Raw genomic sequence first — 13144 nt, 5'->3', positions numbered from 1 at the left:
GTGGGTTTAGAAATTGGTTTAGACCACGCATAGTCTCAGGAGGAGTCATTTCAGGATGAGCGCGGCTAGAACCGGTTTCTGTGAAGGGATACTCAAGGCTTAATTAGAGTTTCTTCCAATCTGTTTTGCTGGCAAAGATTCTGTGAATTCCACAGCCAATTCTTGGACGGTCTTCCTAAATTGGAGAACACTAAGTTTAGATTACGTAGAGTTAACTTTCTTTTGTCTGTAGTAAATTATTCCACACCAACCCAAGCAAATTGCCCCAAAGGTTAGAGCAAACGCTATGAAAGCCATGATCCTCGCTGCTGGTAAGGGAACTCGTGTGCGTCCCATCACCTACACGATTCCCAAACCGATGATTCCCATTCTGCAAAAGCCCGTGATGGAGTTCCTGCTAGAGCTGCTGCGGCAGCACGGCTTCGATGAAATCATGGTGAACGTGAGTCACCTGGCTTACGAAATCGAGAGCTATTTCCGCGATGGACAGCGCTTTGGCGTGCAAATTGCCTATTCCTTTGAAGGGCGGATTGTGGATGGTCAACTCGAAGGTCAGGCTATCGGTTCTGCGGGCGGAATGCGGAAGATTCAGGACTTTGCGCCGTTTTTTGACGATACGTTCGTGGTGCTGTGTGGTGATGCGCTGATCGACCTGAATTTGACCGAGGCGGTGCGCTGGCATCGAGAAAAGGGGGCGATCGCCACCATTATTATGAAAGATGTGCCCCGCGAAGAGGTGTCGAGCTATGGGGTTGTGGTCACCGATGAGTCGGGCCGCATCCAAACCTTCCAGGAAAAGCCCTCGATCGAAGAAGCCCTCAGCACCACAATCAACACCGGGATTTATATCTTTGAGCCAGAAATTTTTGACTACATTCCTTCTGGTGTGGAATACGACATCGGCAGTGAGCTATTCCCCAAGCTGGTTGAAAAGGGCGCACCCTTCTACGGCATTTCGATGGATTTTGAGTGGGTGGATATTGGCAAAGTGCCCGACTATTGGCACGCCATTCGCAGCGTCTTAAGGGGTGAGGTCAAGAATGTCGAAATTCCCGGCCGAGAAGTGCGCCCCGGCATCTACACGGGCATCAATGTCGCCGTGAACTGGGACAAGGTAGACATTCAGGGCCCGGTATACATTGGCGGCATGACCAAGATTGAGGACGGCGCACGCATTGTCGGCCCGTCGATGATTGGCCCCAACTGCCACATTTGCAGCGGCGCAACGGTTGATAACAGCGTGATTTTTGAATATTCGCGCCTAGGGCCCGGCGTGCGCCTGGTCGATAAGCTCGTGTTTGGTCGCTATTGCGTAGACAAGACGGGCGCATCCATCGACGTGCAGGCGGCTGCGCTCGACTGGCTGATCGCCGACACACGGGGCGACATTCCTGCCGAAACGCCGATCGAGCATCAGGCGATTACGGAACTGCTGAGCGCTGAGACTCGATAGGCTAGTAGACTTGAGGGGCGATCGCCCTTTTGGGGCATCTGAGGAGGGCGATCGCTTAGCAATCTTGTCATCCTTTTCTCAAGCATTTTCATCAGGCGGGACGTTCCACCTCGGAGCGTTCCGCTTTTTGTATACACTCCCAATAACGCTAGGATAGAGATCCAAAAGTCTTAAAAAGTCTTAACCCCATCAGCCACAGATCAACTTCGAGTTCACCCCTGATTTCCCTATGTTTGAAGCCCTAGCCGATCGCCTTGAAGGAGCCTGGAAAAAACTTCGCGGTCAAGACAAAATCTCCGAAGCCAACATCCAAGAAGCCCTGCGCGAAGTGCGGCGGGCCCTGCTGGAGGCAGACGTAAACCTCCAGGTGGTGAAGGATTTTGTCGCGGAAGTGCAAGAAAAAGCGCTGGGTGCGGAGGTGATTTCCGGTGTCCGCCCCGATCAGCAGTTCATCAAAATCGTCCATGACCAGCTTGTAGAGGTCATGGGAGAAACCAACGTTCCCCTCGCCGAGGCAGAGCCTGCGCCGACTATCGTGCTGATGGCGGGTCTCCAGGGTACAGGTAAAACGACGGCTACAGCAAAGCTGGCGCTGCATCTCCGCAAGCAGAATCGCAGCACGCTGCTGGTGGCGACGGACGTGTACCGTCCTGCGGCGATCGATCAGCTGATCACGCTGGGCAAGCAGATCAACGTGCCTGTGTTTGAGCTAGGCACGGATGCTAACCCGGTAGAAATTGCTCGACAAGGCGTAGCCAAAGCCAAAGAAGACGGCATTAACACCGTCATCATCGACACGGCGGGCCGTCTGCAAATCGATGCCGACATGATGGCCGAGCTGGCGCAGATTAAAGACACCGTGCAGCCCCATGAAGTGCTGCTGGTGGTAGACGCGATGACAGGCCAAGAGGCGGCAAACCTCACCCGCACGTTTCACGACCGCATCGGCATTACAGGCGCAATTTTGACCAAGCTGGACGGCGACACGCGGGGCGGTGCGGCGCTGTCGGTGCGGCGGATTTCGGGGCAGCCGATCAAGTTTGTAGGCGTGGGCGAAAAGGTCGAGGCGCTGCAACCGTTCTATCCTGACCGGATGGCATCGCGGATTTTGGGCATGGGCGACGTGCTGACGCTGGTCGAAAAAGCCCAGGAAGAAGTCGATATCGCCGAAGCCGAAAAACTGCAAGAGAAAATTCTCAATGCCCAGTTCGACTTTGACGACTTTTTGAAGCAAACCCGGCTGCTGAAAGCGATGGGGTCGCTGGGTGGCATCATGAAAATGATCCCCGGTATGAACAAGATTTCGAGCGAGCAGCTAGAGCAGGGCGAATTGCAGCTTAAACGGGCGGAGGCAATGATCAATTCCATGACCCGCGAGGAGCGCAAAAATCCAGATTTGCTGTCTAGTTCGCCTAGCCGTCGCCGCCGCATCGCCAGGGGCGCAGGCTATGGACTGGACGACGTGAGCAAGCTCGTCAGCGATTTCCAAAAGATGCGATCGCTCATGCAGCAGATGGGCCAGGGGCAAATGCCAGGTATGGGAATGCCGGGCATGGGCGGACTTTTTGGCGGCGGCGCTCCCGCAATGGGCGGCCCGCGCAACGCCCCACCACCCGGCTGGCGCGGCTATCCAAGCGGGCCACCCTCTAAGAAAAAGAAGAAGGACAAAAAGAAGAAAGGGTTTGGAACCCTCTAGGCACATAGCATCCGCTTTTGCATCAGGACAATCAAGAAGCGTGTCCCCCAGGTTCGCAGAGGACACGCCCCAACCCTGACCCGTAGGGCTGTAAGAGATTTGGGCTTGCAATGAAAAAGGGGAACCTTCTGAAGGCTCCCCTTTTTACTGATGTTTTCTCACCGCCCAATTCTAACGAGTCAACCGCGTCAGAACCTGGTTCGATCGCTCCACAAACGCCTTCATGCCCTCTGCGTCAAAGCCCTTCTGGCTCATCAGCGCCAGGTCATAGATGTGCTGGCAGAGCAGCGTCGAGAGGTCATCCGACGCGGCGGAACCATCCGACCGGAGAATCGTGCCCTGGCTGCGCGACAGTAGGTTTTGCACCAGCGGATGGGCTGTGTTCACCAGCAGGATATGTTCTTCTGGGAACGCCATTTCCTGCTGTTGCAGCAGCGCGGTCATTTCCTGGAGGCGGCGCAGGCTTTCGGGCAGCAGCACCATCGCAGGCGGCGCAGCTTCGGCATTGTCGGACTTGAGCGCCTCGGTGCGGATGGTCAGCTTGGGCTTGTTCAGCGCCTTTTCAAACAGTTCTTTAATCTGTTCGCTGCGGGTTTTGTTGGTGGTCGGGTCAACGATTTCGTTTGCCTGATCTTTGTCGATCAGTGTGTCATCGAGTTCCGAATCGACCCGCGAGAAGCGCACGTTGGGATGTTCCCGCTCCAAGAAGCTGACGAAGTGCGAATCGATGAAGGAATCCAGGAACAGCACCTCTAGCCCCTGGCTCTTGTGAAGTTCTACATAGGTCGCCTGGCTAGATTCGTCGTTGCAATAAAAGACGCGGTTTTCGTGGCGCTCTTTTACCCGCTCCAGATAGTCTTTGAGCGTGGTATAGGTTTTGCCATCGACCGTATTGGACGGAGCGGCAGAACCCGACTCCCACACGTCGCCCTCAGCAGTCTGAACTTCTACAGTGGGTTTCACTTCTACAGTGGGTTTCTCGGCGGGTGGCTCCTGATGGGTCGTGCGGAAAATCAGGATATCCTCGACCTGCTTTTTGAACTTGTCGTCGTTCATCGAGCCGAACTTGACGAAGGTTCCCAGGTCTTGCCAACTGCGGATATAGGCTTCGCGGTCGTCGCGGTAGAGTTCCTTGAGGCGATCGCCCACTTTCTTGGCAATATAGTCCGCAATGCGGCGCACCGTGCGGTCGTTTTGCAAGAAGCTGCGCGACACGTTCAGCGGAATGTCGGAGCTATCGATCACGCCCCGCAGCGGCATCAGGAATCGGGGAATCACCTCTTCGCAGTTGTCGCTGACAAAGACCTGATTGCAGAACAGCTTGATCTGTCCCTTGGTCACGTCCACATCGGGGCGCAGCTTAGGGAAGTAGAGGATGCCATTCACCACGAAGGGATAATCCGTGTTCAGATGCACCCACAGCAGCGGGTCTTCCTGGAACGGGTAGAGATAGCGATAGAACTCCAGATAGTCGTCCTTGGTCAGCGAACTGGGTGATTCTTTCCAGGGTGCCTTTTGGCGGTTGATTTGCTCCCCGTCCAGATGGATCGGCACGGGCATAAAGTCGCAATATTTCCGCACCAGTTGCTGAATGCGGGCGGTTTCCAGGTATTCCTCTTCTTCGTCTTGCAGCGTTAGGGTAACGGTTGTACCCCGCGTCGTGCGATCCGATTCGGAAAGCTGGAACTCGGTCGAGCCGTCACAATCCCACCGGACGGGCTGAGATCCGTCTTTGTAGGACAGCGTATCGATGCGGACGTGCTTCGCCACCATAAAGGACGAATAGAACCCCAGACCAAAGTGCCCAATAATCTGCTGGTCGCTGCTGGCTTTGTACTTTTCAACAAACTCTTCGGCGCTAGAAAACGCCACCTGGTTGATGTACTTTTTCACCTCGTCGGCGGTCATGCCGATGCCGTTGTCGGACACCGACAGCGTTTTGGCATCCTTGTCGATCTTGATCTCGATCAGCGGATCGCCCAGATCGCCGGAATATTCGCCGGAGTGCGACACCATTCGCAGCTTCTGAATCGCGTCTACGGCGTTGGACACCAGTTCCCGCAGGAAAATCTCGTGGTCGGAATAGAGCCACTTTTTGATAATCGGGAAAATATTCTCGGTATGAATTGAAATATTGCCCTGTTCCAGAATCGTCGTCATAGGTTTTGGAATGAAGGGATAAGGTGAGTGGAAAGGATGAAGGCGGAGGGGTGAAGGATGAATTTCGGCGCAATCCTTCGAGCAGGTGATGCATCCTGCGATCGCCTCTTATTTTAGTTGGCTGGGGTTTCGGTTGCGCGAGTTCGGATTTCCCTACCACCGCGAATCAGCCGCTGCGTCAGCCTCCTAATCACGCATTGTCCCAATCACACATCCAGCGCGTGAAACTGCGCCGGTTCCCAGGAGTACACTGACGGCACCGCTGCCTCTTCGATCGGCACGCCCTCTGCCGTCAGCCGTTCTGCCTGATTGGGCAAGTGCTGGGTCAGCAGCCGACCGCCTGCGCCCACCACGCGATGCACGGGCAGTCCTGCCTCCGCTTTCTTTAGCATCACCGGAATGGCGCGATAGTGGCTGGCGGTTAGCCCCAGCGCCACCAGCAGTTCTGTCGTCCGCACGACGCGCCCCAGCGGAATCCGCGCCACAAACTCGTGCAGTTTGCCCCGCGTGTCGTTGGGTATGGCGGGAAAGGTCTGCGGCAACACAATAGCGCGATCGCCCACCTGCACCATGCCGTCGGAAATCACCATCGCCAGCACTCCCCGCCGTCCGTTGATCCGCTTTGCCAGCCCCGGCTGGAGCGTGTTCAGATAGGCGCAGGGTTCGCACTCACCCATGATCCGCACCTGCGCCGCGTTGCCAAGCTGCAACACCTGACCCGATACCAGTGCTTCCACCAAGCTATCCAGCAGGATGTTTTCTCGCAAGTCGCCCGGCCGCAGCCCGTGTTCCATCAGCACCGGAGCGCTGCCCAGCAACACCTGTCGGGGACTGCCCGCCCGCGCATGGGCATCGCCCTCAATGCCCAGCCCCCGCCGCAACCAGAGGCGATCGCACGGCGTGGGCGGTTTGCCAGACGCGGTTTTGGTAAACAGGTTGAGAATCTGCAAGGTCGAACGCCGAAAAAGGGAGGGCTAACATCGAGGATGCCAGGAATTTCAAAATTTTACGTCTTTGTGAATCCGTCTTTGTGAATCCATCTTTGTGAAGAGGCTACCAGAGCAATTTTCTACAACTTGCTTGCCTGCCCCCCAAACACCGACTACGTTACGATGTAAGACAACTCGCCGTGCATCAGTTTTTGTACCTTGTCATCTGGAGTCATCATGGGACTGCTTGACCGAATCTGGCGCGTGATTCGAGCCAACCTGAATAGCCTGATCAGCCAGGCCGAAGATCCAGAGAAAATTCTGGAGCAGACCGTCATCGATATGCAAGAAGACCTGATCCGGCTGCGGCAGGCGGTGGCCCAGGCGATCGCCACCCAAAAGCGCACCGAGCGGCAGCAGGCCCAGGCAGAGGCGCAGTCTCGCGAGTGGTATCAGCGGGCGCAACTGGCGCTGCAAAAAGGCGAAGAAGCCCTGGCGCGAGAGGCGCTCACTCGCCGCAAGACTTACCAAGACACAGCCGACGCGCTGAAGGGGCAGATCGAGCAGCAGTCGGGCATTGTCGCCCAGATGAAGCAAAACATGATCATGCTGGAAAGCAAGCTGGCAGAGGCAAAGACCAAGAAGGATCTCTACATTGCCCGCGCCCGCTCTGCCAAAGCGTCTGAGCGGCTGAACGAAATGATCGGCAAGTATAACCCTGGGGGCGCACTGGCGGCCTTCGAGCGGATGGAGCAAAAGGTGCTAGATCTGGAAGCGCGGTCGGAGGCGATCGCCGAACTGAATGCCGACAAGCTCGAAGAACGCTTTGCCCAGATTGAAAGCGGTGGCGACATCGACAGCGAACTGGCCGCGATGAAGGCAGAACTGATCGGGAAACCCGCCCATGAGCTAGCGTCCGGCGAGCCGGCCAGACAACTGCCCGAAGACGACGACCTAACCCGCCTGCGATCGCAGCTTGAAGAGAGCTAGCCGATCGCCGCTTTGCGTTTGCATTAGCCGCTATGCCTCTTCGCCTGCGTGATACGAACTCCGCACCAGCGGGCCAGAGCGCACATGGCGAAAGCCCATCTCGCGGGCGATCGCCCCCAGCCGCTCAAATTCGGCAGGTGTCCAATATTTCTGCACGGGCAAATGGTCGAGCGACGGCTGCATATATTGACCCAGCGTGAGGCGATCGCAGCCTACAGCACGTAAATCCCGCAGGGTTTCCAACACCTCCGCCTCGGTTTCGCCATGCCCCAGCATCAGCCCCGATTTGGTGGGAATCTGGGGGTTCAAGACCTTGACCTGCTGCAAGACAAAGAGCGATCGCTCATACTTTGCCCCCCGCCGCACGGGCCCTTGCAGCCGCCGCACCGTTTCCACATTGTGGTTATAGCAGGCAGGTTGGGCATTCACCACGGTTTGGATGCGCTCGAGCTGGGCGGCTTCGCCCCCAGGGCCACCCCAAAAATCTGGAGTCAGCACCTCGACCTGGGTATCAGGGTTTCGCAGCCGAATTGCCGCCATCGTCTGAGCGAACCAGCCTGCGCCACCATCAGGCAGATCATCCCGCGCCACCGAAGTCAGCACTACATAGCGCAACCCCAAAAGCTGCACCGCCTCCGCCACTTTTTGCGGCTCCTCTGGATCGAGCGGCATCGGGGCGTGACCTTTATCCACCTGGCAAAAGGCGCAACTGCGCGTGCAGGTCGGCCCCATCAGCAGAAACGTAGCGGTCTTCTGACTGTAGCACTCGCCCCGGTTGGGACAGCGCCCCTCTTCGCAGATGGTGTGGATCTGCCGCTTTTTGATGATTCGCTGAACCGTGGACAGGTCGCGGGCATTGCCGATGGGTCGCCGTAGCCAGTCGGGCAAGCTGGGTCGCACAGAGACAGCAGGATTCGAGCTTGCAGGCTGCGACGTAGAAAATTCCTGCGTAAATTCTGGAGGCAACTGTTCTACAGGTTGGCTCATGGGGGCACAATAACGAAGGAGAGGGGGCGATCGCCCTTCCCTCGATTCTAGAGGGATTTCTAGAAGAACTCGCCGCAAGCACGAGTTGAGTTGAGCAAGCCCAGTTTCGGAGCAACACCGAGGGAGGGTGACGTTTTCGGGCGAATCTTGACGGGCGATCGCGTGATCTCAAGCATGAACCGCTAAACTGAGTCGTATTAGTATTGGGTATTAGTATCAAAAAGTAGGTCTCAGAAAGTTGCATCCGTTATTCTGAAGCAAGCGCGTTTTTATTACGCTGCTCTTCCTGTGTCTCCGCCTGCTGCCCGCTTTATTTAGAATTCTAGATTCGCTGCTTTTCCCGCTCGTTACTACCTTCCAGTCACTACCGCAGGAGTCCACCGTGGCAAGTCACAAAATCCTGGTTATCGACGACAGCCGAGTCATCCGCAACATGGTGCGCGACATGCTGCCCAAGGGAAATTTTGAGGTGTTGGAAGCCAAAGATGGGGTGGAGGGCATCAACCTGATTCACCAAGAGCATCCCAACCTGATCATGCTGGACTTCCTGCTGCCCCGCATGAGCGGATGGGAAGTGTTTCAGGAAATTCAGGCAAAACCCGAACTGCGTGCGCCGCTGGTGCTGATGTCGGGTCGCCGAGAAGAGGTGACGGAAAAACTTCCGGAGCCGTTCGAATATTTCGAGTTCATCGAAAAGCCCTTTGAGCAAAAGGATCTGGTCGAAGCGATCAAATCCGCCATGGCCAAGTTCAAGAAATGGCCCCAGCCTGTGGGCGCGGCTGCGGCAGCCCCAGCAAGCACCGCCTCCAGCAGCGCAGAGGTAGCCGCGCTGAACCAGAAGATTGACAAAATGCAGGTCGAAATCGACACGCTCAAGAAGCAGATGGCCCAGTTGCTTACGTTTATCAAGCAAAAGCTGAAGTAACGGCTCGAAGCCTTGCAGGGCAGTGCATTGCGGCCGTGCTGAATCGCCCAGCAAGCTAATTAATCGCCCAACAGCCAATCGCCCAACAGCCAATCGCCCAACAAGGTGTCGTGCGATCGCCCTGACAACACAAACCCAGGCGCAAGAGCAGTGTCTCACGCCTGGGTTTAATTTTGAAACTTTGATTGAAACCCTGAAGTCCTGAAAGGGAGTGAGGATCTAAAACTGCTACGAAGTCGTCCAGCGTTTCAAACTGACCGCTTCATTCTTACAGTTTCATGCTCACCAGCTTCATTACATCTTGTTCAGGTCAATGCCCGCAGCTTTGGCCATTGCGTCAATCCCCTTCTTCTCGAGGGTCTTGATCGCCTTGGTAGACAGGCGCAGCGTCACAAACCGCTTGCCCTGCGGCCACCAGACTCGCTTTTCTTGCAGGTTCACCTGTTGCAGCTTTTTCGTGCGGCGATGCGAGTGGGAAACGGCGTAGCCATTGTTGGCCTTCTTGCCCGTGAGTTCACAAGTGCGGCTCATAGCGGTTTTCTCAAGTCATTAATTGGCACAAGCAATCATTATACAGCGTTTTTGAAACCACTGAGGGATGCCAGTGGTCAAAAAACCTCTGTCTCTTGAGAGCAGCGCGAACGGCAATCCTACGCCGCCACGGAGGAAGTTTCCGGAGAGGAGGCTGGAGAAATCAAAAGGCGATCGCCCGGTTTGGGTTCCAGCACTTCCGTCGCCAAGCCCGCCTGCGCCAACAGCGCTCGACACTCTGCTGGGCCACCCTCCCCCTTCAGCAGCGACGGCAGCAGCCCAGCATAGTCCACCGCCTGCCCCGCCCCCGTCGGCAGCAGGTATCGCAATTGGAGCGATCGCGCCAGCTCTACGGCACTCTCCTGGCCTTTGATGATGGCTCCCACTAGTGGCAGCTTCACCGTCATCAGCGGGGCGATCGCCACATCCACTGGCGCAAGCTCCTCTAGCGTGGGCGCGTGAAAGCCATGTGGCTCGTAATACAAGCGCGTCCCCTCGGTTTGCCCCGTCAGCACATAGGCGTTTTCCGTCAAAAACGGGCCAATGGGTGACCCCGGAAACGCTTGAATCGAAACGCCCTTGTGGGCATACGTTTCGTAGGTATACGTTTCGCCGTGCGCCAGCGCCGTCACCGAGCGATAGCCCAGCCCCATCACAAGGCTGACCGCATTCGGCGAACACACCACCGGAATCGCCTTGTCCAGCGCCTTCAGCGTCTCCACATGGGCATGATCCTCTAGCCCCTGCGACAGCAGGATCATATCCACCCTACCGGGGATGGCGGGCGGCGTGCGATGCGTCACCTTCAATAGCCACTCTTGGTTGCCCACCGTCAGCGGCCCCACCAGCCACGGATCGAGCAAAATCCGCACCTCGTCCAGGTCGATCATCCAAAAGTTATTGTCTAGCCAGGTGAGATACATGGCAACTGCCCCCACAGAATCCAGATGCTTAACATTTCTACATCTTGATCTTATCGCTCCCTTGCCGGAGCGGCCGGGTTTTGCCTTCTAAAAAGGGGCCAAGGGGGAATCAAGCCCGGACGCTCTCCCCCTAGCAATTCTCAGTATGGCGGCTCAACTGGTCTTGGGTGGGATGTCTAGCTCCAGACCGTGGGTCAGACAAAGGCTAAACCTTGACCCAGTTCACCAACGGCTCATTGTCCTGGAGCAAGGCAGCAACACAGGACTCGTGCAGCTTCACTGCTTTGTAATCGCGCCATTCACTCGGTTGTCCTTGGGCTGTTCGCAATCGCACTTTACCTCTATCTACACCGATCTCCTCAACTGTTCCTTCCACTTGTGGCAGCTCAAGGGTTTGACGATGCACGGGCCGTTGTTGCGTCCTGTGAGAAACTGCTACCCCCAGTCGACACTTCGATGTCTTCTGCGGCCTGCTCATATCCAGAATTTGAGCTTGTTTTTCACTCAAGCGCAGTCGACCGAGGATGCTCTCGAGGCTACGTTTTCGTCCTCTTGTGGTGCCGCTGCTGGTTGCCCTAGAAAATTCCCAATCTCTGGGCTGACGTGTTCAAGCAGGTGCCCGCGCACTGCCGCCTCAATCCCTGCCAACGTTTTCACTGGCTCCGGGTTGGTTTCCCCTTACAGCAGAGCAGCAAGGGCACGAGCGTGGGCTTGGATTTGGGCTTTTTTCTCAGCGTCCATGACAGGTATGGGGTAAAGGTACGATGCTCAAAGTTTGGCGCTATCGGTAAAGCCTAGAACTAAGCTCTTGTACTCATCGCAAAAGCGGGATGCACTCGTAACAAACTGCTTCATCCAGTGAACGTAGCTTTTTTCAGTCATGTAGGAATAATGCCTACGGCGAAGCACGCTGCGAACCTGGTCAAACAACTCAGGCTGAGAGGATATCCCTGATAGTACACATAGACTAAAACGTGTCAAAAGTTACAATGCCTCCTTGAAGATCCACTACAAACAGAACCCACAGCGATCGCACGTTTGGCAGCGCAGCGCCTCTGCCTCTTTCGCAAAGCCAAAGCTCCGCAGCAACAGCCGCCAGCGACACTCGCGAGTATAGAGGTAGTCCTGCATTTGGCGGATGGCGGGGTCTGCCCGGAAGGGCTGCGGTGTCGCGCCAGGCAGGATGCGGTAGTGAAACGGATCGTCCCAGACCAGCTGACCGTTGCGGTGGAGCAGGGCCAGGGCGATTGCCCCATCGGGAAACTGGCGGGCCACCCCGGCCACGGGCCCTGCTTTGGGCAGCTTGCGGATCAGCGATTGGGCAGTTTGGTGCTGCGATCGCGCTTTTTCGGTAAAAAACTGCTGCCGCTGGCGATCGTCTGGGTTTAGCCAACCGGGGCGATCGCTCACCAGAGTCAACGCTTCGGCGGGTTTGCCGTCGCGCCCAGCCCGCCCCACCTCCTGCACATATTCGCTCAGCAGCAGCGGCGCGTGATAGTGGACCACCCAGCGGACGTGGGGATGATTAATGCCCATGCCAAAGGCGCTCGTGCAAACCACAAACGGCATCTGCCCGCCCAGCCACGCCTGCTCGATCTGCCGCCGCTGCGCCGGGCCCAGCCCCGCATGATACGCCGCCGTGCGAAAGCCTGCCTGATTCAGCCAGTCTGCCAGGTCTTCCCCTTCGCGGCGCGATCGCACGTAGACCAGCCCCGCCTTGCCCCGCCGCGCCTGGATGAACTGGAGGAGCGATCGCCTGCGCCCGCGTGGACTCCACACCGTTTGCACGGACAGCGCCAGGTTTGCTCGGTAAGGATTTTGCAAAAACACCTGCGGCTGGTTCAGCCCCAGCACTTCGGAAATCGTCCGCTGCGCCTGCGGGTCGGCCGTGGCGGTGAACGCGGCGATCGCCAGTGTTGTGCCTGCGGGTTTCGCTGCCAGCAGCGCCGGTCGCACCGCCCCCAGCCGCCGATAAGCCGGCCGAAACGAGTCGCCCCACTGCACCAGGCAATGTGCCTCATCCAAAATTAGCCCGCGAATCTGCACCTGCGGCTGGCTCAGGAGGTTCCACACTGGCATACTCAGCAGCGTCTCTGGCGACAGATACAGCAGCCGCAATTTGCCCTGCTCCAACTGCCACAGCGTTTGCTGGCGCTGGCGGGGCGGCAGCTCGCTATGCAGCAGGGCAGCGGGCAGCCGCTTTTCGCGCAACTCCTGCACCTGGTTTTCCATCAGCGCCACCAGCGGCGACACCACCAGCGTCAGCCCCGTTTGCAGCAGCGCCGGAAGCTGGAAGCAAAGCGACTTGCCGCCCCCCGTGGGCATGACCACCAGGGCATCGCACCCAGAGAGGAGCGATCGCACGATGTCGCCCTGCGGCGGTCGAAAGTCGTCGTAGCCCCAAACCAGCTGAAACGTCGCCCGGACACGCGCCCACTCTGGCGCAGAAACGGAATCGGTGAGATGCATCGCGGAGGGAAAAGCGGAGAGAGTTGCTTTTAGGATTCCCAGATTGAGGCGGGAGGAGTGATGGGGTGTTGGGGTGTTGGG

At 57.2% G+C, this 13144-nt stretch carries 11 protein-coding genes and 1 pseudogene; 4 read left to right on the top strand and 8 right to left on the bottom strand.

Annotated elements, in window-relative coordinates:
* The first annotated feature begins 286 nt into the window (after nucleotides 1–286).
* Together O77CONTIG1_RS04085 and ffh are read left to right on the top strand one after the other, a co-directional pair.
* Nucleotides 287–1453, top strand: a complete 1167-nt coding sequence (locus O77CONTIG1_RS04085; RefSeq protein WP_068508300.1) for a sugar phosphate nucleotidyltransferase — start codon at nucleotides 287–289, stop codon at nucleotides 1451–1453.
* A gap of 229 nt (nucleotides 1454–1682) precedes the next feature.
* Entirely contained in the window at nucleotides 1683–3149 is a 1467-nt protein-coding gene (gene ffh / locus O77CONTIG1_RS04080; RefSeq protein WP_068508298.1) for a signal recognition particle protein, read from the top strand.
* A gap of 171 nt (nucleotides 3150–3320) precedes the next feature.
* Here the strand turns inward: ffh and htpG are convergent, their stop codons facing one another.
* Together htpG and O77CONTIG1_RS04070 are read right to left on the bottom strand one after the other, a co-directional pair.
* A complete protein-coding gene (gene htpG / locus O77CONTIG1_RS04075) occupies nucleotides 3321–5309 on the bottom strand; it encodes a molecular chaperone HtpG (protein ID WP_068508296.1) in 1989 nt (662 codons plus the stop codon).
* A gap of 206 nt (nucleotides 5310–5515) precedes the next feature.
* Nucleotides 5516–6259 (bottom strand): MOSC domain-containing protein, encoded by a 744-nt coding sequence (locus O77CONTIG1_RS04070; protein ID WP_068508294.1) that lies wholly within the window; start codon nucleotides 6257–6259, stop codon nucleotides 5516–5518.
* Nucleotides 6260–6475: 216 nt separating this feature from the next.
* On the opposite strand from O77CONTIG1_RS04070, the gene O77CONTIG1_RS04065 reads away from it, so the two are divergent.
* The gene (locus O77CONTIG1_RS04065; RefSeq protein WP_068508293.1) at nucleotides 6476–7228 is read left to right on the top strand and encodes a PspA/IM30 family protein; all 753 of its coding nucleotides are present in this window, start codon (nucleotides 6476–6478) and stop codon (nucleotides 7226–7228) included.
* Nucleotides 7229–7258: 30 nt separating this feature from the next.
* Here O77CONTIG1_RS04065 and lipA read toward each other — a convergent pair whose 3' ends face one another.
* Entirely contained in the window at nucleotides 7259–8215 is a 957-nt protein-coding gene (gene lipA / locus O77CONTIG1_RS04060) for a lipoyl synthase (protein ID WP_084782151.1), read from the bottom strand.
* Nucleotides 8216–8597: 382 nt separating this feature from the next.
* On the opposite strand from lipA, the gene O77CONTIG1_RS04055 reads away from it, so the two are divergent.
* Entirely contained in the window at nucleotides 8598–9140 is a 543-nt protein-coding gene (locus tag O77CONTIG1_RS04055; RefSeq protein ID WP_068508290.1) for a response regulator, read from the top strand.
* A 294-nt stretch (nucleotides 9141–9434) separates the two neighbouring features.
* Here the strand turns inward: O77CONTIG1_RS04055 and rpmB are convergent, their stop codons facing one another.
* From rpmB to O77CONTIG1_RS04040, 5 genes and pseudogenes are all read right to left on the bottom strand, one after another.
* Entirely contained in the window at nucleotides 9435–9671 is a 237-nt protein-coding gene (gene rpmB, locus O77CONTIG1_RS04050) for a 50S ribosomal protein L28 (RefSeq protein WP_068508289.1), read from the bottom strand.
* Between the two features lie 119 nt (nucleotides 9672–9790).
* A complete protein-coding gene (locus O77CONTIG1_RS04045; protein WP_068508288.1) occupies nucleotides 9791–10594 on the bottom strand; it encodes an MBL fold metallo-hydrolase in 804 nt (267 codons plus the stop codon).
* A gap of 214 nt (nucleotides 10595–10808) precedes the next feature.
* Nucleotides 10809–11335, bottom strand: a pseudogene (locus O77CONTIG1_RS28315) (ISKra4 family transposase); the annotation flags it as partial.
* 27 nt (nucleotides 11336–11362) lie between these two features.
* Entirely contained in the window at nucleotides 11363–11476 is a 114-nt protein-coding gene (locus O77CONTIG1_RS28310) for a hypothetical protein (protein WP_410503498.1), read from the bottom strand.
* A 126-nt stretch (nucleotides 11477–11602) separates the two neighbouring features.
* Nucleotides 11603–13063, bottom strand: a complete 1461-nt coding sequence (locus O77CONTIG1_RS04040; RefSeq protein WP_068508286.1) for a RecQ family ATP-dependent DNA helicase — start codon at nucleotides 13061–13063, stop codon at nucleotides 11603–11605.
* Nucleotides 13064–13144: the final 81 nt, after the last annotated feature.

Source organism: Leptolyngbya sp. O-77 (assembly GCF_001548395.1).
Taxonomy (GTDB): Bacteria; Cyanobacteriota; Cyanobacteriia; order Elainellales; family Elainellaceae; genus Thermoleptolyngbya.
This window is presented reverse-complemented; position numbering and strand designations above follow the sequence as displayed.